The organism is Candidatus Seongchinamella marina, from assembly GCF_026262685.1.
Lineage (GTDB): Bacteria > Pseudomonadota > Gammaproteobacteria > Pseudomonadales > Halieaceae > Halioglobus > Halioglobus marinus.
In genome coordinates, this window is the sequence record NZ_SHNP01000007.1 from 115,110 (window position 1) to 135,415 (window position 20,306).

Below are 20,306 nucleotides of genomic sequence, written 5' to 3' on the forward strand. Positions count from 1 at the left end.
ATAACGTCCTTGTCGTGGTGTATAGAAACTTGTCAGTTGTAGCCGCAATCGGCGCGGCGTACTATTTAGACTAGCACAGGATTTTTTATTGGGAAGTGGTTGGCTGAATTTGATGAAGGGGTCGGGCCTGCGGTGTCCAAATGATCTACAGCAACTCCGGTGAGGGGCAATCCATCACAGCGGCCATTGCCGCAATGATCTCTTTTTCTTCAGGGCTCAGCTGCCCATCTTCCCCGGCGGCGAGCGTCATGGCCTTCAGAACGCGTGGCTTCAGTAAGGGGTAGCAATCTGCCAGTTCGTGCACTGACTTGCTAAAAGCAGACACACTGCATTGGTCACGGGGCAGCAGTTGCAGGCTGTCCAGGCCCAACTCCCGGGTTCCCATCTGAAACACTGTTGCAGTGTCGCCGCCGCCTTCATGCGCCAGTACCGAGAGTGTCACTCGCAGATGTGGCTGTACCTTGCTTAAGCTCCGATGCCGAGCGCGACTGGGTTTTACCTGAATAAATTCAGGGTCTAGATAGTGGCGTACCAGTTGGTACAGGCACCATTCATGCAGTTCGGTGCGAGCGTCCGCCTGAATAAGTTGGAGCAGCGTGGTTTTCAGGCTTCTGTACTGTTTGAGTGAGATTGACTTGAGCGCGGGCAGGCACAATTCCAGCAGTGGCAGACGTTTGGGCGCGCCCAGTTCTGCTACCGCGGGAAACAGAGTATGGGTGAGCACCGCAAGCCCGCGAGTTTTACTTTGCTGCAACACATCTATCTGCAGCGGATAAACGTCCTCGTGCACATTCATCAACAGGGCACAGGTCAGGGCATGGGCACCCAATGGTTCGTGGCTGTGCCGCACCAGTGCTAAGGGTATTTGTGCCTGCTCAGCCGTTTCAGCCTCGAAATCCACGGTCTCTTCGGCGAAGTCGGCGTCTGGCAGAGCCTGCTGAGTCCCGGCAGACGAGGCAACGGAGGCCATGGCGGCGGCAACCAGCGCAGCCCTTTTCGTGCCGGCGACGTCACGGGGCTCGATTGTGGGATTGGGATAGTGCTTTGGTTGGCGCTGAATGTACTGACCGTCCCAGCGTGCATCCAGCCGACGAATGCGTTCCTGCAGCGAGGGGTGGGTACTAAACAGCTGCCACAAGTGGTGTTCTATCTGGCCAAAAAATATGTGTGACATCTCCGCAGCTCGCGCCGCATGTACCAGGGAGCCGGGTATGTATCCGCCAATGACCTTAAGCGCATCAGCAATGCCACCTGAGTCGCGAGTAAATTGAACCGCGCCCGCATCTGCGAGGTATTCTTTTTGACGACTGATGGCTGCCTTGATAAAGCCGGCAGCCAGGCCGCCCAGCCAGCCCAGTATCCATAGCGCCAGCCCCAGCATGGGCAGTGCCGCGTCATTCTTGCTGCTGCGGCCAGTGCGCACCCGGTTATTGCTGCGCAGCAGGATATGGCCCACATCGCCGATGAAGGTGATCCCCTTGAGCATCGCTGCCAGACGGATGTTAAGGCGCATATCTCCGTTGAGTATATGGCTGAATTCATGGGCGATTACGCCCTGTAGCTCATGGCGCTTGAGGTGATCAATGGTCCCTCGGGTGACCGCAACCACCGCATCTGCCGGCACAATGCCTGCGGCAAAAGCGTTGATTCCTCTCTCGTGATTCATCACATATACCGGGGGCACAGGCATATTGGCTGCCAGCGCCATCTCCTCTACGACATTGAGACACCGCCGCTCCGCTTGGTCGCGAGTCTGTGGAAGAATGCGAATGCCTCCCATGCTTTCCGCCACCACTTTGCCGCCAGTCGATAGCTGAATCCACTTAACCATTACTACCAGCGTCACGGTTGCAGTGATGGCCAAACCAATGCCGCCAAAGCGCTCCCAACTGAAATAGGAAAAAAAGCCTGATACGCCGCTGCGGCTGCCGCTATAAATGCTGTAGTCGTCACCGAAATAAAGGAAAGCGGCTACTGCAGCGTTGGTCAGCAAGATAAGCCCCAGCACGGCCAGACTGAAGAGCAGCACCAGTAAACGCGAATTGCGCCGGGCGACATCTTGTTGTTGGAAGAAGTTCACTCAGGCTTACCCCGTTATTGTTGCGAGCGACAGATTAGAGTGAGCCAGTGGCGACAGTACAGGTGTTTCACCGTAATGCCCGATTGAATTAAAACTGCACCTTGGGCGCCGCCTGAATTTCCGCAGAGTCCTCAAATTCCAGTAGACCAGCGTCTTCTGGATGCCCAAATTTAGCGGCGAAGAATACCGGCGGAAAACTCTGGCGGTAGGTATTGAAGTCCATTACCGCATCGTTGTATCCCTGCCGGGCAAACGCGATACGATTTTCGGTAGTGGTTAGTTCTTCCGACAACTGCTGCATGTTCTCACTGGCTTTAAGATCAGGGTAAGCTTCCATGGTCACATTCAGTTTACCTAGAGCCCCCTGCAGCGCTGTCTCTGCTCCGGCGAGTTTGGCAATGTCGCCACCGCCAAGATTGCTGCCCTCAAGCGCTTTGAGAACCGTTGCCGCGTCGTTGCGCGCGGTAATAACGGCATCCAGAGTTTCTCGCTCGTGGTCCATATAGCCCTTGGCGGTTTCTACCAGGTTGGGAATCAAGTCATAGCGACGCTTCAGCTGTACCTCGATTTGGGCAAATGCATTTTTGAAACGATTTTTGAGTGTGACCAGCCTGTTGTAGATGCTGACGATGTAAATCACCAGCGCCAGCAGCGCGAGCCAGAAGATAGTGCCGGACATAAATTTCTCTCCAGGAATAAACGATCAGGGCTACGACGATGGTATCACGGCATGAAATGTCGATTAACCACCGGGGTATGAGTTCGCGTGAGTTGGAGTTAGGTTTTTTTAGCTGGCGGCCTTTAACGCAACCAGCCCGGCTTTCTCGATATCACCTAAAAGCTGCGCCATGTCCTCCAATAACTGGTCGGCCTCCACCTCATACTCGTTCAGCATAGTGTCATATATCTCCTGTAGATTGCCGGAGGAATCAATCAGTTGCCAGATACGGGTGCCCACTTCGTCCAGTCCAAAGTAATGTTCGCTATTGAGGTCCAGCAGTACGGTTTCGCCAGAAACTTCCTGGGAGATAACATCAGGTGAGAGGGTAACAACTTGATTGAGGTCCATGGGGTGCAGCCTTTAACCGTAAGGCTGATAGGGTGCGTCGACAGGCCCCGAAAATCAAGTATAGGAAATCACTAACCCCGACCAGCGTTGAGCGCTCATGGCGGCATCCCGGCATTTGTTGCGGATGGGTTTATCATGCCATCCCGGATTTGCACAGGTGCGATGGCTGCCGCTTTCGTATTCAGTTACATTGCGGTTCGGTTTTTGAAAAAGAGTCATAACAGCATGCTTGAGAACCAACGCATTCTAATCACCGGTGCAACCGGTCAAGTCGCCAGGCCGATCGCAGAAAGCCTGGTGAAGAACAACCAAGTATGGGCAGCGGCTCGCTTTAGTAATCCGGATGCCAGGGGTGAACTGGAAGCTCAGGGCATTAAGACGGCGACCTTCACCATTGGCGATGCAGATCTCGCACACTTGCCAGATGTGGACTACGTGATTCACTGTGGCTGTAATACCGATCCCAAAACGTCCGATGAAGGCATGCTTAATGCCGAGGGCACTGGCTTCTTAATGCAACGCTATCAGGACGTAAAGGGCTTCTTTCACATGTCTTCATCCTCGATTTACCGGGATAACCCTGACCCGCTGGCGGTTATTGCAGAGGATGCAGTGCTCGGGGGTTTCTCACACTATTCGCATCATTACGCCATGAGCAAGCTCGCCACGGAGGCTGTGGTGCGCTATCAGGCCCTGTCCCTGAACCTGCCTACTATTATTGCTCGCCTTGATGTGGCTTACGGTGAACACGGACACGGCGGCGTGCCTATGGTGTTGGTAGATTTCATGAAAAACGGTTGGCCATATCAACGCAAGGCCGATAGTGAGAGTTATTGCTCGCCCATCTACCAGGATGATATTACGCAGCAGGTTCAGGGCTTGCTGGCCCATGCAGCAGTGCCGGCTCCGGTGGTTAACCTGGGGGGTGATGATCCTGTTTCAGTGGAAGCGATGGCCGCTTATATTGAAGAGATTACTGGACTGAAGTTGACGATGAACAGTGGTGACAATGCGATGTGGCAGATGAAAATTCTGGACAGCAATAAACGCATGGAGCTTGCCGGTGCCTGCGAGTATGGCTGGAAGGACGGCATCCGCGCTGCTATGCGCAAACGCTTTCCAGAGATTGAACTTAAGGCCTGAGCCGGTGCCGCTCAGGCCTGAGTTGCTTATGCTACGTTCAGATATTTGCTGACATCCACGTTATCGATCTGTGACGCTGGCAGGAAGCGCTCGGCGTATTGCAGATAAACCTCATCGCGAATAAATAGCTCAAAGCAGTCCTTATCCAGATGTTCATCGAGTACCATTTTATGCAGGATATCGATGGCAATACTGATGGGTTTGGCTTTTTTATAGGGCCGGTCCGAGGCAGTGAGCGCTTCGAAGACGTCGGAGACCGCCAGTATCCGCTCGGGAATACTGAGTTGTTCTCCCGGGAGTTTCCTCGGATAGCCAGAGCCACGCATCGTTTCGTGGTGAGTGGATGCGTAACGTGGCACGTTTTTCAACTCGTCAGGGAAAGGCAGGCTTTCTAGCATTTTGATGGTGCTAATCATGTGCTCGTTGATCTTGAACCGGTCTTCCGCAGTCAGTGTGCCCCGGGAGATAGACAAGTTATAAATCTCGCCCAGGTTATAAAGATTTTCCGGTATATCCATATTGATATTAAACTCGGCCGGATAATCTGTAGATCGGGTGCGCTCAATCAGGTGCTCGGGGCGATCCTGTAACAGATGTTCTGTCGCCGGTAAATCGGCAGTTTCATTGGGCGGCGTACTGAGTTCTTCGACCGGAGACAGACCCATACGATCATCAAAGTGCCGTTGCCAGGTTAGGTTGGCGATAGACTGCAGCCTCTCCTGTTTTTCTGGGTCCAGGAACTCGCCACCCACGTTACACTCGGCAATGAAAGCATAGTCATCCTGCAGTCTTTCGCGTTGGCTGGCCAGCTGCTCTTGCAGCGCTTGCTCTTTTTCGGGATGCTCAATGAGCTCCTTGAGGAAGTCGATTTCTGCATCTCGCCACAGCGTCTCAAAACGCATGCGCACTTCGTGGATTCGATTGTAAATAGTTTCCAGTTTGCTGCCTTTATCGACGATGTGCTCTGGCGTAGTGATTTTGCCACAGTCGTGTAGCCAGGCGGCTATTCTGTATTCCCGCCATTGGTCTTCATTGCCCAGGGTGAATGCATGGAAAGGACCATCGGAGCTTGCAGATGCCCTTTCAGCGAGCATAAGTGCGAGCTCGGGTACGCGCTCGCAGTGGCCTCCGGTATAGGCAGATTTGTCATCAATAGCTTGCGCAATCAACTGAATGAAAGCATCCATTAAGTCACGCTGCGCTATTTCATGGGCCTTGATAGCCCCCACCATCTCCACCATGGACTCTGACAGCTGGTAAATTTCCTTGATATTGGACGGCACTTGCTGCACTTCGTCGTAATGACGCAGACTGATCTTGTCGTTCTCAAGTGCTAACTGCCTGATCGGGCGCACAATGGGGGTGGCGAAGGCCCAGGACAGTGCAATCAGAAGCAGCAGAAACCCTGCAGTAAGCGCGCTGGACAACTTTACCTTGTCCATAAAGGGATCGATGACCACTTCTTTGGGGACCAACATTCCCAGTGATAGCGAGCCCTGGACGAAGGCGGACAGGTTAGCGGCATAGGCGTAATATTCTCGGCCATCGATTTCGATTGGCAGCAGTCTCTTCTGCTTCGTTTCGTCGTTGGCCGCTTGAATGAAGTCATCAGAAGGAACTGCCATATTTTCCCCGTCAGCTTTGCCGATCTCGTAATTCAGCCATTGACTGTTAAGGTATTTCCTTTGCTCAGGGCCTAAAGCTGCAATCGCTTTATCAATAATGTCGACTAGCTGTGGGTTGCCTTCTTTGACCAGAATATGCAGATTTTCTGGCACATCCCCGGTTCCCAGGTCTATATCGATATCGTATTGAATGCCGGTGAGGAAATAATGCTTTTCCAGGTACCGCAGGATCATTTCGTTATCCATGGCAGCATCGACACTGCCGTCCTGCACACGTTCGATGCCTTCAAGCGTATTCCTGGTCGCGACAATCTCCACGTCTGGAAAACGCTCTTCCACCACCGGTACAACCGACCAGCTGGAGGGGATAGCCAATTTGCGCCCCGCTAATTCGTCCAGGCTGCTAATGGCGGGCGAACCTTCTCTGGTGACCAGAGTCCAGGGAAGTCTGGTGTAGCTGTTAGTAGGCTGACCCCACTGGGCGTTTTCCTCACTCAGGCGCACCGAGTGTAATAAATCTATTTTCCCGGCCTTGAACTGGGCGACCAGATCCGTCCATGTGAGGCCTTGCACAAAAGTGATGTCCAAACCAATCATTTTGGCGATCATGCGCATAACATCGACAGAGTAGCCCTGCGGTTTGCCCAGCAGGGTGTAGTCGATGGGAGGCCAGTTCGCTTCGTTCGAAACTACCAGAGGCGGCAGCGAGGCGATATAGGCTTGTTCCTGTTCAGTGAGCAATAGCTGAGGCACCTCAAAAGATGCCGCTTCCTCGGATGCCTTGTTCGAGGCGATAATTTGTCCATCTGCTTTGTAGATGAATATTTCTGACTCATCTGAAATATCCTGATCCCTCAGGAAAGCGGAGAGGGTATCCAGCGTCATATCGATACCGATTACTGAATCGGTGTCCGCGATTCGCTTGGACAAGGTTCTGCCGGGCACACCTAGCTGGGCGAATAGATAAGGTGGCGAAACATAGGCTGAGTCTGTCTTGAGAGCCTCGGTATACCAGGCCCTCTCGGTTGCCAGAAAATCGGTGGCCTCGCTTCTGACAATTCTGGTGTTGAACGAATCGTCCAGATATTCAAAGCGCCGGTATTTTTCGATAGCGGAGCCATCAATGCTGATCACCACCCACTTGTCGCTGTGGGTGGCCCGAAGTGACTTGCGGGCCGATTTGCTTGCGTCGAGGTTGACCAGTTCGTAGAAGCTGCCGTCAGCGTAACCGAGATACATACCGTAGTAGAGAGGATTGCGCTGCATGACACTGGCGAACGTTGCGAGGTGCTTATCTACCTCATCTCGGTTGGTCATATTTGGATTGTCTGAGAGCAGCGAGATAACCGTTGAGTTCTGGTCACCGATCGCATCCCATTTGGTTACTATCCCTGCAGAGGCCGTCGTATAAAGCTTGGTTGCCGCCTCGGAAGCCAGTTCCCGGCCAAAGTGATATTGCAGTCCGATAGCCAGTGCGGCGGTGAGGGCAGTGGCCAGCATGAACACGGCGACCACAGTCATGCGAATGCTGATAGCAAAGTGCTTGGATTCTTCTTTCATTTAAATCTTTTAACCGGGGGTCATTGCGAAGTAATAACTAAAGCACAGTTTGAGGGGATGTCACTATTTTCTGTAAACATTAAACGGACATTTGCGCATTTTGTGGACCAAGCCATTCATGTTTGGTGTTAGCGCCCTGCGTCTCTTTGGTTTTTAAGATTCCTAGGGGACCGGGATGTGAGGGTGGTATAAAATTTAGCTATAAAAAAACCGAGTCGACTGACTCGGTTCCTTAATATGGTGCCCAGAAGAGGACTTGAACCTCCACGCCCTTGCGAGCACTAGCACCTGAAGCTGATATCCCGACTCCGGTCTAATCCGGTCTTCAGCGTATAATCTCCGTAAATTACTGATATATATAACAAAAAAATTCGGCATCCCGGATCCCGGTTAAGACCGTTTTACGCCGTTTTGGTCGCAAATGGTCTCAAAATGGGCGCGATGCCTGGGCAAAATGATAACACCAACTGAGCCCGTGAGAGAGCGGTTTTAAACCGACGGCGGCTCTCTTGGCATCTCTTATAGTCTGTGGACCACCAAGTACGCCCCTCGCTGATTGGTAGGTAGGACTTCGACCGCCCCGACTCAGGCTCTCTTGCGGACTGAGCCACGGACATTCGTTCTGGTTGGATTAAGACCGCACTCGTCATCGGCCGTCATTTGAAATAGATTAGTTCGAAGGCAATTCGCGCTGCTCTTCTCGAGCCTGGAACGCCAAGAAACGCAGTGGCAGCTTCTGTCGTAGTTACTCAGCTAATCGGGACTGGGACGGGCGCCCGCGTCACTACCCGCTTTTTCGCTCTGTAGTGACGTGAGCAGCGAGTGTCTTACGCCTTCTTCACCCCGGTAAACTACCGCATTGGATGAATCGCGACAGGCCCGAAGGCCACTTCTGATGTGGCATTATCCGGCCTCCCGATACAGGCAGTTTTGTTCGGTCTCCCTGGTCTCCAAGGCGGAACCACCATGTTGGCACAAGGCAGGGATGGCCTTGGCAAAACCGCCTACGAACGCCATCAACCCGAGCAGACACTACTCTACCAACTCGTCGAAGCGTACTTTCCCGCCCTTGTGGACCAACTGGCCCAGCAGGGCAAATCCCTGCCAGACCATGTCCACAGGGAATTCGAGGCCTACCTGAAGTGCGGCCGCCTCGAGCACGGCTTTCTCCGGGTACGCTGTGACAAATGCCATTTCGAACGACTTGTAGCGTTTTCCTGCAAGAAGCGCGGATTCTGCCCCAGTTGCGGAGCACGCCGCATGGCCGAGACCGCCGCGTTGCTGGCGGATGAAGTCTTCCCCGATGTGCCATTGCGCCAATGGGTCATCAGCTTTCCCTTTCCTCTGCGCTACCTGTTTGCGGCCCACCCCCAGGCCATGGCCAAGGTGCTGGGCACCGTTTACCGGGCGATCTCCACCCACCTGATCCACAAGGCCGGATTCTCGCTCAAGGATGGCGCCGCCGGAGCAGTTACTCTAATCCAGCGCTTCGGTTCCGCCCTGAACCTCAACATACATTTCCACATCCTGTTCCTGGATGGCGTCTACGTCTATCGCGACAACCGCCCACCCCGATTTCAACGCGTCAAGGCGCCGGACAAAGCCGAGTTGGAGGAGTTGGTCCAACTGATCAGCCAACGCGTCGGCCGCTGCCTTGAACGCCAGGGCTTGCTGGAACAGGACGCCGAGGGCGCCTGGCTGGATCTCGACCCCGCCGAGGATACCGATGCCATGCCGCAGATTCTGGGCAGTTCCATCTCCTACCGCATAGCCGTCGGCCCACAGCAGGGACGTAAAGCTTTCATGATCCGCACCATCCGTCCGCTGGACAGAGCTGATCCTGGGCTGGAGCGGGTGGCCAGGGCCAATGGTTTCTCTCTCCACGCCGGGGTCAGCTGTGATGGGAATCAGAAAGACAAGCGTGAGCGCCTGTGTCGGTATATTTCCCGCCCTGCCGTGGCAGTTCCTCGCCTTTCACTGAGCTCCACGGGCAAGGTGGTTTACACCCTGAAGACCCCGTACCGAGATGGAACGACACAGGTAGCCTTCGATCGGGGCGGCCATCCGCCGGTGGATTTCGTTGCCCGTTTGGCGGCTCTGGTGCCAAAGCCGAGGGTCAACCTCACCCGCTACCATGGCGTTCTCGCTCCGAACCACCGCTGGCGTGGGCTGGTCACACCAGCCAGGCGCGGGAAAGGCATCAAGTCTATCTCCAACGCAGAAGTCCGCACACCCGCCGAGCGCCATGCCGCCATGACCTGGGCCCAGCGCCTAAAACGTGTGTTCAGTATCGACATCGAGGTCTGCGGCCGCTGCGGTGGTTCTGTCAGGGTCATCGTCGGGGCGCCGAACCGTTGCATTGAGGATCAGGACGTCATACCCGATAAAGCGGGGCAGGCCCTCGATCGAATACTGAATCACCTGCGCCAGAAAGAACAGGAAACACCGACTCGGCCATTGCTGGTGCCACCGACCAGAGCGCCACCTGGGACGTTGCCTCTTTTCGCTGGGAAGGATTCCAGCACAACAGCACTACACCAGCAAGGAAGCCAGTGAATACCGCATGGCATGAGCTGTCGCGTGCACCCGTTCAGGAATGAACGTATTTGAATGGCATGCTCAACGCCGCGAACAGGATTTTCGGGTCAATAGACGGGTATTTCGACAGGTCAGCAGGTCCAGTCGATACAATTAGCGAGGATGTCTACTCTCAATAGGCCGTTTGTATTTCCTATCCTTAACGCTCTGATTCTGCTGCAAAACCTCGGAAAACCCAGCAAACAGCAGCTGGTCATCCACAGTCGGTGCGGCCTGGCGGGGCATCACTATATTATAGCATTATATATGCTATAATATTGGTGCAATTGTATTCAGTCATTCGTATAGATGAGGATTCCCATGAACGTAGAAAACAAATTGGTGGCCAATAAAGAGCAAATCAGGGGCTTTATGAAAGAAGATGCAGGCACACCAGTTCATATGGTGAACCTGCTTAAGTTTAAAGATAAAGCGGAATATGAAGATGGTCGTGAAACAGATCTGACAGGGCAGCAAGCCTACGCGATCTATAGCGCTGAGATTAAGGGGCATATCGAAAAAGTGGGTGGGCAAATAGTCTTCGAGGGTCAAGTTAGCCAATTGCTGGTAGGAGAGGTAGAAGATCTTTGGGACATGATCGCTGTCGTCAGGTACCCCGACGTGCAGGCGATGGTGAAAATGACCAGTGATCCTGCGTACAGTGAAATCGCGATACACCGAATCGCGGGTCTGGAAGGGCAGCTCAACATTAAAACACTGGAAGGGCCGCTCACCCCTTAGACTAAAGTCTCCTGGCCCAGGCTGTCGCGGTTTAATCCTGCCGGTACTTTGTCCAGGCGGGAACGTCAGCGACAATTGGCGCATAGAACGGCAAGGCGTGGATGCGCTCTACGTAGGCGGCATATGCGGGCCAGCGCGAGGTGTCGACGCTCACGCCTGCGAGGTTCAGGTTGACGAAGCTGGTGGTCAGGGCGATGTCCGCGAGTGAGAACATGCCGCCTACCATGTATTCGTCGTCTCCGAGGCACTTCGTCAGGTAGTCAAGCGCTCGGGGAAGGGTCTTTCCGAGTAAATGGTCGACAAGCTTCGTGTTTGTCTCAAGCTTGAGGATCTTGGGCTTCACGACGCGCTCGAAGAATATACCGGCCGTTGCTTCGTTGAGCTTCGAGCCTCCGTACTCCTGGAACCACAGCGCTCTGGCACGGGGCTGCGGGTCGGCGGGCAACAGGGGTGGCTCCGGGTAGCGCTGCTCGATGTAACTCAAGATCACCGAAGAGTCGGGCAGTACAAAGTCGCCTTCCTGCCATACGGGGATCTTCGACAGGGGGCTGAGCTCTCGGAACTCAGCTGGGGCGCCGAATGGCGTTTGCTCCACGTCTTCGAACTCTACGTCCTTGTAGGCGAGGGCCACCCTGACCTTGCGGACATAGGGTGAGACGGTGCCGCCGTACACTCGCGGCTTCTGCTTGTTCAATGATTTATTCATAGGATAACTCAGCCGAGCCTCAAAATTCCGATCACCAAACCAATGGTAATCAATTCAAAGACAATGCCTATCACGCCTTCCTTACTTTTGCCGTCAGCTATCAAGCTCACCACACGGCCCAAGATCACCGCTGCCATGAGGCCGATGATGGTTAAAGCCCAAACCTCTCCGTGAAATAAGAACAGGAAAATGGCAATGCCTGAGGTAATCAGGAGGCCACCGATATCTCCCCTCAAGTTGCTCCTGCCTATATTGGCGGTGGTCGAGATTCCGGTATCCGCCATCATTTTTTCAAGGCTGAAAATCCAGCGCCCACCCATAGTCAGCAGTAGAAGCCCCATTAAACCCAGGCCCACTTTCAATATAATCAACATAGGCTATGTCAAGAATTCCTTAACGAATAATAGTAATACAGAATTTACCGGCGAAGAACTCAATCTCGTTGGTCGAGTCGCTATGGGAGATGTGTTGCGCGCAGTGCCGGGGCGGGCTCAGTGGTCGAACACCGAATTGAGCATACTTGCTATTACCTTGGTTGCCTGTGCTTTACCCAAACCCTGATGACGGCGCAGACGATTCCACATCTCAAACGAGATGATAGCATTTGCCGATTCACGCGCGGTGCGGTCAAAGTCCTTCAGTTCGGGTAGCCACTCATCCAGTTCCTGGCGCAAATTACTTTGGTGGCGCGCATAGTTCTTGCGTAGTGCTCTGGAACGCCAGAACTGGGCCTGGGTTGATAGAATAATATTTTCATGATGTTCCCAAATGAAGCTCCGAAACTCGATCAGGCGGGTTATGCGCTCTGACAGGGGAGCGTCAGGCTCAACCGATGGGATTCCCCCCGGATACTCCTTCTGGAGATCGTCCTGGAGCATTTGATCAAATGCGATATGTAGGTTTTCCATGTCATCAAAGTGGCGAAAGACCGAACGAATGGCGACGCCGGCTCGAGCGGATATCTGCTGCGCACTCGGAATAAGGTTGCCTTCTTTAACCATCGCCATGGTTGTTCTGAGAATAGCCTCCTTCATGCGTTCACCGCGTGCTATACGGCCGTCTTGTTCTACCGCTTCTTCAGATTCTGGCACTGCTTGATCCCTTGATTAAAAAGCCTGCTTCATATAATGACGCGCCAAAAGAAATAATTCTAGCGCTGTTATGGGTTTCGATCGCCCACCGAGTATTCAGGCGGCTGTGGTCTGCCCAATTTCGGCATGTACAACAGCGCCGGCCAATCGATTCGTGATGATCTGCTCAGCATCGCTAACAATTGTCTGTACCAATTCCCGGCAGGTGGGAATGTCGTTGATCAGGCCCCCACACATGCCTACGGTTACCATACCTGCATTGATGTCACCGGTTTTCCAGGCTTTATCCTGATTGCTACCGGACACCAGGGAATGCACCTCGGCAAACTCGCCTCCTCGTGACTCGATATCGACCACCTGGTCTGCGATGGAGTTGCGATATACCCGGGCGGTGTTGCGATAACTGCGGAAAATCAGGCGTGTCTGGTTTTCATCCATTTCTACAAACTTTTCTTTGATTGCATGATGGATTGGTGCTTCCTGCGACACCAAAAACCGGGAGCCCATATTGATGCCGTCGCAACCCAACGCAAGTGCGGCAACCAGGCCGCGTCCATCGGCGATGCCACCGGAGGCGACCACCGGAATCTTCAGCGCCTGGGTGGTGGCCGGAAACAGCACCAGCCCGCCCACATCATGCTCTCCCGGGTGGCCGGCGCACTCGAAACCGTCGATACTGACCACATCCACGCCAATACGCTCGGCGGAGAGTGCATGACGTACGGTGACACATTTGTGAATCACCTTGATGCCCGCCGCCTTTAACCGATCCATGAACGGTTCCGGACTGCGCCCTGCCGTTTCCAGGATTTTGACGCCACTGTTGATGATTACGTCGAGAATATCGTCGTAATCGATCTGAGTGGCGACAACGCCGACAGTAAGGTTTACGGCAAAGGGTTTGTCAGTCAGCGAAGCGCAGCGAGCGATCTCGGCTTCCAGGCCCTCGAGTGTCGGTTGGGAAAGGGCTGTCATTACGCCCAGGGCGCCTGCATTCGATACCGCGGCCGCGAGGTCTGCAGTGCCGACCCGCATCATTCCGCCGCATATGATAGGGGTTTCAATGCCCAACAATTCTGTCAATCTGGTTTTCACGCCAAGCTCCCAGCTCATGAAATCAAAATCCGAGCATACACAAATAGCAGTGGTAATGTCAATATATGGGCTTTCCGGTCTTGCTCAGGTAGAAAACTCCTTGAGTGATGAATCATGTGGGCTGGATTGTCTAACTAATATGGCGTACCCTATGCTAAAACAATACGAACTATGGTAAGAGCCGGAAGATGAGCGAGCGAGAAGCCGAAGGCTACGACATTTCGGCGGTAGAGCAGTGGGTCGCGGAGGGAGTGCCCGACCTGACCCCGCCTTTTAAGTGGGAGCGACTGGAGGGTGGTCACTCCAACCTGACCTACCGGCTGCAGGATCAATCCGGGAAGCTCGCGGTTATTCGCCGCCCGCCGAAGGGCGAGTTATTACCCAAAGCCCACGATATGAGCCGCGAGTGGGAATTGATTTCGTCGCTCGGCGCCACCGGCTTTCCGGTGCCTGCAGCCTATGGCTTTTGCGAGCGCAAGGAGGTGACTGGAGCATGGTTCTATGTCATGGGCCATGTCGAAGGTCGTCCTCTGCACAACGCACAGCAAACATTGGATTGGGTGCCGGAGGATAGACGCGTCACGCTGGCATACTCGCTTATCGACACACTTGCTGATTTGCATGTGTTGGACCCGGATGGCATTGGCCTGGGCGAGCTTGGTAAAAAGGAGGGATACGTGGCGCGGCAGTTAAAGACCTGGTACCGCTCCTGGACGGCATCGATCGAGCCTGCAAGATACGATGATCGGCGAGCACATGAACTGCACCAGTACTTTGTCGAGCATATGCCGGAGCAGGGCATGGCGCGCGTAGTACACGGTGACTACGGCTTCCACAATTGCCTGATCAACGAGCAGTCCACCGTTGCGGCCGTGTTGGACTGGGAACTTGCTACTCTCGGTGACCCGCTGGCAGACCTGGGTTACACCCTGAACCTCTTTGGGGAGAGCCAGGCCGATATCGATACCAACTCCGAGATGGCTACCTCGCTGCCCGGCTTTCCTCCCCGAAGTGTGCTGGCGGCTCGCTATGCCGAGCGTACCGGGCGCACCCTGGAAAAGCTGGACTATTACAGGGGGTTCAATTACTGGAAAAGAGCGGTAATCGTCCACGGCGTTTACGCCCGTTATATGGCAGGCCAGAAGAGTACGGAAGGCGTTGACCTGGATGGATTGCTGCAGACTATCGACAAATCGCTGAGTTCAGCACAGCAGGCTGTTGACAGGCTGGAGTACTAAATGAAAGCAAAGATAACAACCTGGGCAATTCGTCTCCTTATAGGGCTATTGATTCTGCTGGCCCTTGCTTATCTGGTCCGCAGCAGCCTGGTGCCGGCACGTACGGCAGGCCTGTTTTTGGACTATGCAGAAGGGGTGGATTGGATTCCGGCGCCGCAGAACCCGCTTTTTGACGGCGGCAGCATTGAATTTGCCGGATACGATCCGGTGCAGTTGGCCGGCCCAGATATGGGCGAGTGGGAGGAAATGGTGATCGTAAGTTTCTCCAGCGACGATCGCTATGAGGATTTCCTGAAGCGCATCGAAGCGCATCAGGGTTTGTCGCGCTACAATCTTTCGCTATTTATGCCCGGGTATGAGCAGCGCATGTTTGCCAACTGGATGCTGCGTCGCGATCGGGGAAACGACAGCGTCAATATTGATGATAGGGCCACGATCGACGAAGCCATTCCCGCCAATCCCCATTATGTTGATCGTTGGCAAGACATTTTTGCCGGCGCCTACCGGGGCGAAATAGTCTTGCTTAACTTTGTGAGCCGGAACAAAGATATGGGTGACGCTGAGGGTGCAGAAGACGCCGAGGAACTGGAAAAGCAATATAGTAAACCTGCGATGCGTATTCTCGGCAGAATGGGAGCACAACTTGCCGCTGTAGGCAGTGTAGAAGAGGTTGTTGTAGGGCCGGAGCCGCGCCAGCACGACGAATACGGCTTTGGCCACTATCCCTCGGTTGATGCCTTTGAGGTTGTATTTACAGCGCGCGGTCGACTTGCCCTCGTTCCCACCCGGAACAAGGCCATGAACGCGGACCGTTCCGTTGGTTATTGGCTTAAACCGTATGCACCATTCAAGCTGACTGCAAAGGACCCCTGACGCCGTCTAGCCGGGGGTGTATGCACCTTGTGGAATGTTCTAGGGTGAAAACGTGCGTGATCGTGCAGATGTTGGAAATCAACCACACTCGGAAGAGAAGCAGTAGATGAAAAAGGTTGATCGTATTCGAATTCTGGGTGATACCGGATCCCCCTATACAAAAAAAATGTTGGCGGTTATGCGTTACCGGCAGATTCCCTACAGTTTGATCTGGGGAACTCCAGGTCCAGTTCTTGACGAGATGGGCCTGGCTAGACCCAAACCGTTATTGCTGCCGGTTATGGTGATGCCACAATTTGATGGTAGCGACGTTGCCCGCTATGACTCCACGCCAATTATCCGCGATCTTGAGGCCATCTATACGGGTCGCTCGGTACTGCCGGACGACCCGGCCACAGCCTTCCTGGATTACCTGATCGAAGATTTCGGCGACGAGTGGTGCACCAAGTATATGTTTCATTATCGCTGGCACCCCCCAGAGAGCGCTGATAATGCCGGTACCCGATTGCCGCTGGGTCACAATATTTGTCTCGATTCTGAGGAGCACCAGCGAGCAAAAGAAGATTTTGCCAGGCGCCAAATAGACCGCCTGTACGTTGTTGGCTCGAATGAGATGACTGCTCCCGTTATTGACCGAAGTTATCGGCGTTTTCTGGCAATAATGGAGGCCCACCTGGCCAGGCAGCCCTTTATTTTGGGTAATAGGCCGGGGGCGGGGGATTTCGCTGTTTACGGGCAACTCAGCCAGTTGGTGGGGTTTGACCCCACGCCGCGAGCTATCGCCCACGAGGTTTCGCCACGCACGGTGGAATGGGTTGATTTGATGGAGGATCAAAGTGGTCTTGAGCCCGATGAGGAGGCATGGAACGACGTGAGTGACTTGCCAGGCACGTTGCGTGAACTGCTCAAGGAAATTGGCCGTGTTTATGTGCCCGCGATGCTGCGCAATGCCGCAGCGGTAGCGGCAGGTGAGAGCGAATGGGAAACGGAAATTGATGGCACCGCCTGGAGCCAGAAAACGTTCCCCTATCAAGCAAAGTGTCTGCGCTGGCTTAACGAACAATATGATGCTCTGGACGCCGACAGCCGCGATAGAGTGGATGCGGCATTGAAAGGTACCGGCTGTGGAAGGCTGATTGGTCCGAACGAACCAGATTCTGAGGAGTCACCATGAAAAATCTCAAGCAAAAGGTCGCGGTTGTCACAGGTGCGGGCTCCGGTATCGGTCGTGCCACGGCTCTGGCATTAGCGGATGAAGGCTGCCTGCTGGCAATATCGGACATTAGTGAGCCGAACCTTGAAGATACACGCCTTGCTGTTGAAGCGCTTGGCGCGAAAGTACTGGCCAATGTACTGGATGTTGCCAATAGAGAGGCTTTCGAGAACTATGCCAGTGATGTCGCGAACACCTTCGGTAAGGTAAATATTGTTATTAACAATGCCGGGGTCATTGTGCGTGGCAGCCTGCAAAACACCAGCATTGAAGATTTTGAGTGGATTATGAATATCAATTTTTGGGGAATGGTGTATGGCAGCATGGCTTTTCTGCCCTATCTCAAAGAATCTGGCGAAGGGCATATCTGCAATGTCTCCAGCATGTTCGGCATGATGGCGCCTGCCAATGTGGGGGCGTATGCCGCAGGCAAGTTTGCGGTCAGAGCGTTTAGCGAAACCCTGCGTACGGAGTTGGATGTAGAGGAATGTGGCGTCAGCGTCACCTCGATTCATCCGGGCATGATAAAAACCACGCTCTTGCGCGATGGAAGACTGGATCCTTCGCTACTCGAGGAAATCGGGGCGGCGGATGAAGAAGAAGCTCATGCTCAATACACTCAGAAAGCCTTTAACACTCCGGAGAAAGTCGCCGATAGCATCATCAAGGGTATAAAGAAGAACAAGATGCGAGTACTGGTTGGGTTTGATGCCTATCTCGTGGACTGGGCAACGCGCCTGACTCCGGTTCTATTTCGCCGGCTGGCGACCAAAATATTAAAGATCGATAAGGCCAAAAGGCAGAAAGCGGCGGCAGCATCTGCATGAGTCACAAGTCTGAAGATGATTGTTTTCGCCATCGATTGTGGGTTTATCTATGAACGCGGAAAGGTCTCCCGAAAAAGATCTGGATATTGTTGTCTTTGGAGCCACCAGCTTTGTGGGAAAACTGGTGTGTCAGTACCTTGTCGCGCAATATGGTGTCGACGGGCAGGGCACTGGTCGCATTTCAGAACGGGTGCGATGGGGTGTTGCCGGTCGTTCCGAGCCCAAACTGAACGAGCTGAAAAAATCGTTAGGGGCGGACGCAGAGCATCTGCCGGTGGTTCTCGCCGACGCAGAGTCAGAGTCAGACTTGCACAGCTTGTGTGCGCACAGCCGGGTCATAATTTCCACGGTAGGCCCCTACGCACTATACGGTTCCCCTCTGGTTAAAGTGTGTGTTGAGACAGGCACTGACTATTGTGATCTTACCGGTGAGCCGCAATGGATTCGACAGATGATAAGACGTTACGAAAGCGCGGCCAAAGACAGTGGCGCCCGCATCGTCCATAGTTGCGGTTTTGATTCGATACCGTCTGATATGGGCACCTGGTTCCTGCAACAGCAGTCAGCACGAGAGCACGGAGAAACCTGCGCGGAAGTCTGCATGCGTGTTCAGACCAGCAAGGGCGGGATATCGGGAGGAACAATAGCCAGCTTACTCAATCTATGGAAGGAAGAGGCGAAAGATCCTGAACTGCAAATGATCATGGCCGATTCCTATTCAAATTGCCCTGCGGATGCCGTCAGGAGCAGTGAGCAACGAAGTATCAAGCGAGCCGAGAAGGATGCCAATGCGCAAGGATGGATCGGCCCTTTTCCTATGGCACCAATTAATGAACGGATGGTGCTGCGCTCCAATGCGCTGGCGCCCTATCACCAAGACTTCAGCTATAACGAGGCAGTAATAACGGGCGCCGGGTTCGCCGGTGCATTCGGCGCAAAGGCATTGGCGGCAGCGGGGCGCATCGGCAGTTTTGCGCTGCGTTTTCCGTGGCTGATAAGCTTGCTGGAAAACAAGGTGCTTCCCAAGCCTGGAGAAGGCCCTTCGGCAAAAGAGCAAGCCGAGGGCTTCTTTGATTTACTGTTTTTCGGGTCAACCAGTGGCGGCAAAAAGGTCGCAATCAAGGTAACCGGTCAAGGCGACCCGGGATACGCCAGTACAGCAAAGATGCTGAGCCAGGCTGCGGTTTCTCTTGCCCTGGATGTTTCCAAAACTGAAAAGGCAGGTGGTTTCTGGACCACCGCCACTGTGTTTGACGGGCGATTAATAGAGCGCCTTGAAAAATATGCCGACATGAAATTCGAGCTGCTATAGGGCTTTTGAAGTCATTAGCGATTCGCCACTATCACCAGCTCTTGCTCTTGTTTTTCCCCCCGCCAGCCGGCTTGGAAGTGACAGATCTCGAGCAGGCCTGATAGTTCCAGTAATCGCTCTGCCTCGGCCAGGTGTTCTGTGCCCAGCTGCAGATAGAAATCTCGCAAACGTTGGCATCTCCAGGCCGTATAAGGGGGGACCGCTGAACCGATACCGATGATCTCCCCGGGAGGCCTGTCGCGCAGGCTCTGATCGGCTTGCTTCACCTGGTTTAACGCCCGTTCGCCATACCACTGGCCGAAGCCGGCGAGCACATGCTCCATGGATGGCGTGAGGTATAGGTCGCCTCGATCCGATTCCCCGGCCGCCGCTAACATGTGTTCCGTCCATAGAGACAGGCTGATACATTCCCAATGCATATAATCACTGAGTTCACCGGGGTCGCGATAGAGATGCCCGTACATTGCGTTGAGCATGCCCAGGTCTGCAAGGGAAGGCCGATCACCGAGCAGGAAGGGCGTGGCAGTGAGATGGGTATCGAGGCGGGACAGAATGTCGCGTGTGGCTTCTATGTGTAACTGCGGGTCATAGTCAGTTCCAGCCAGCTCAGCAAACCGCTTGCGAATTGAGGTTCCTATGCGCACGCCGTTATCAATCCCGCGTTGGCGCAACTGGGTATCCTTTACGCGTTCACTGGAAACCTGGCTGAATAGCCGCTTGGCCCACTCGGCGTTGCGGTCATGGCACCAGCGGGTTGTCATTGCCCCTTCAAGAATAAAGCAATCGGCTATCAGTTCTGTGATTAGACTGACCAGGTGTAGCAGTGGATCAGCGGGGATAACCGGACGCGCCGGGTGGCGCTTTTCGAGCGCTTCAACAATATCGCAGCCATCGCGCAGTACCGCACCGTCCGGGCACATTACCACCGGGTATATATGCGATCCGGTAAGCTGCTTGGCGCGCATAATGGATTCTATATTGGCGGTCACTTCGACATAGGGCAGGCGCTTGTATAGCAGGCAGGCGCGCACCTTTGCGGAGAAGTAGGAGTTTTTTGACCCAATCAGCTCGTACTCATCCGGGTATATCACCAGCTGGTGTTGCTGCGCCTGGTTGGCTTTGTCCTGATCACTCATAGCGGCCATCCTGTGTCATT

The 20,306-nt window shown here is 54.0% G+C and carries 17 protein-coding genes; 8 read left to right on the forward strand and 9 right to left on the reverse strand.

The window, feature by feature from the left end; all coding sequences use genetic code 11:
• Positions 1–145 precede the first annotated feature (145 nt).
• From EYC87_RS17470 to EYC87_RS17480, 3 genes are all read right to left on the reverse strand, one after another.
• Positions 146–2,080 (reverse strand): M48 family metallopeptidase, encoded by a 1,935-nt coding sequence (locus EYC87_RS17470; RefSeq protein ID WP_279254006.1) that lies wholly within the window; start codon positions 2,078–2,080, stop codon positions 146–148.
• Between the two features lie 88 nt (positions 2,081–2,168).
• On the reverse strand, positions 2,169–2,759 hold the full coding sequence (locus EYC87_RS17475; protein ID WP_279254007.1) for a LemA family protein: 591 nt from the start codon (positions 2,757–2,759) through the stop codon (positions 2,169–2,171).
• A 108-nt stretch (positions 2,760–2,867) separates the two neighbouring features.
• The gene (locus EYC87_RS17480) at positions 2,868–3,149 is read right to left on the reverse strand and encodes a PqqD family protein (RefSeq protein WP_279254008.1); all 282 of its coding nucleotides are present in this window, start codon (positions 3,147–3,149) and stop codon (positions 2,868–2,870) included.
• A gap of 225 nt (positions 3,150–3,374) precedes the next feature.
• Between EYC87_RS17480 and EYC87_RS17485 the strand changes: the two genes are divergently transcribed.
• Positions 3,375–4,292, forward strand: coding sequence for an NAD-dependent epimerase/dehydratase family protein (locus tag EYC87_RS17485; RefSeq protein WP_279254009.1), 918 nt, complete (start codon positions 3,375–3,377; stop codon positions 4,290–4,292).
• Between the two features lie 26 nt (positions 4,293–4,318).
• Here EYC87_RS17485 and EYC87_RS17490 read toward each other — a convergent pair whose 3' ends face one another.
• Positions 4,319–7,477 (reverse strand): HD domain-containing phosphohydrolase, encoded by a 3,159-nt coding sequence (locus tag EYC87_RS17490; protein ID WP_279254010.1) that lies wholly within the window; start codon positions 7,475–7,477, stop codon positions 4,319–4,321.
• Between the two features lie 966 nt (positions 7,478–8,443).
• Here EYC87_RS17490 and EYC87_RS17495 point away from each other — a divergent pair.
• Together EYC87_RS17495 and EYC87_RS17500 are read left to right on the forward strand one after the other, a co-directional pair.
• Positions 8,444–10,033, forward strand: coding sequence for a transposase (locus EYC87_RS17495; RefSeq protein WP_279254011.1), 1,590 nt, complete (start codon positions 8,444–8,446; stop codon positions 10,031–10,033).
• Between the two features lie 342 nt (positions 10,034–10,375).
• The gene (locus EYC87_RS17500) at positions 10,376–10,795 is read left to right on the forward strand and encodes a DUF1330 domain-containing protein (RefSeq protein ID WP_279254012.1); all 420 of its coding nucleotides are present in this window, start codon (positions 10,376–10,378) and stop codon (positions 10,793–10,795) included.
• A gap of 31 nt (positions 10,796–10,826) precedes the next feature.
• Here EYC87_RS17500 and EYC87_RS17505 read toward each other — a convergent pair whose 3' ends face one another.
• The 4 genes from EYC87_RS17505 to EYC87_RS17520 form a co-directional block, all read right to left on the reverse strand.
• The gene (locus EYC87_RS17505) at positions 10,827–11,489 is read right to left on the reverse strand and encodes a glutathione S-transferase family protein (protein ID WP_279254013.1); all 663 of its coding nucleotides are present in this window, start codon (positions 11,487–11,489) and stop codon (positions 10,827–10,829) included.
• 20 nt (positions 11,490–11,509) lie between these two features.
• Positions 11,510–11,863 (reverse strand): hypothetical protein, encoded by a 354-nt coding sequence (locus EYC87_RS17510; protein WP_279254014.1) that lies wholly within the window; start codon positions 11,861–11,863, stop codon positions 11,510–11,512.
• Between the two features lie 129 nt (positions 11,864–11,992).
• The gene (locus EYC87_RS17515) at positions 11,993–12,592 is read right to left on the reverse strand and encodes a TetR/AcrR family transcriptional regulator (RefSeq protein ID WP_279254015.1); all 600 of its coding nucleotides are present in this window, start codon (positions 12,590–12,592) and stop codon (positions 11,993–11,995) included.
• A gap of 96 nt (positions 12,593–12,688) precedes the next feature.
• On the reverse strand, positions 12,689–13,705 hold the full coding sequence (locus EYC87_RS17520) for an NAD(P)H-dependent flavin oxidoreductase (RefSeq protein WP_341474996.1): 1,017 nt from the start codon (positions 13,703–13,705) through the stop codon (positions 12,689–12,691).
• Positions 13,706–13,875: 170 nt separating this feature from the next.
• On the opposite strand from EYC87_RS17520, the gene EYC87_RS17525 reads away from it, so the two are divergent.
• The 5 genes from EYC87_RS17525 (at position 13,876) to EYC87_RS17545 (ending at position 19,150) form a co-directional block, all read left to right on the forward strand.
• Positions 13,876–14,925: a phosphotransferase family protein gene (locus EYC87_RS17525; protein WP_279254017.1), complete on the forward strand. Its 1,050-nt coding sequence runs from the start codon at positions 13,876–13,878 to the stop codon at positions 14,923–14,925.
• Positions 14,926–15,798, forward strand: a complete 873-nt coding sequence (locus EYC87_RS17530; protein WP_279254018.1) for a hypothetical protein — start codon at positions 14,926–14,928, stop codon at positions 15,796–15,798.
• 106 nt (positions 15,799–15,904) lie between these two features.
• A complete protein-coding gene (locus EYC87_RS17535) occupies positions 15,905–16,972 on the forward strand; it encodes a glutathione S-transferase C-terminal domain-containing protein (RefSeq protein ID WP_279254019.1) in 1,068 nt (355 codons plus the stop codon).
• On the forward strand, positions 16,969–17,838 hold the full coding sequence (locus EYC87_RS17540; RefSeq protein WP_279254020.1) for an SDR family NAD(P)-dependent oxidoreductase: 870 nt from the start codon (positions 16,969–16,971) through the stop codon (positions 17,836–17,838). Before EYC87_RS17535 ends, EYC87_RS17540 begins: the two co-directional genes overlap by 4 nt.
• Before the next feature lie 49 nt (positions 17,839–17,887).
• Complete coding sequence (locus EYC87_RS17545; protein WP_279254021.1) at positions 17,888–19,150, forward strand: saccharopine dehydrogenase family protein; 1,263 nt, start codon at positions 17,888–17,890, stop codon at positions 19,148–19,150.
• Between the two features lie 14 nt (positions 19,151–19,164).
• Here EYC87_RS17545 and EYC87_RS17550 read toward each other — a convergent pair whose 3' ends face one another.
• Positions 19,165–20,286: a glutathione S-transferase family protein gene (locus tag EYC87_RS17550; RefSeq protein WP_279254022.1), complete on the reverse strand. Its 1,122-nt coding sequence runs from the start codon at positions 20,284–20,286 to the stop codon at positions 19,165–19,167.
• Between the last annotated feature and the right edge of the window lie 20 nt (positions 20,287–20,306).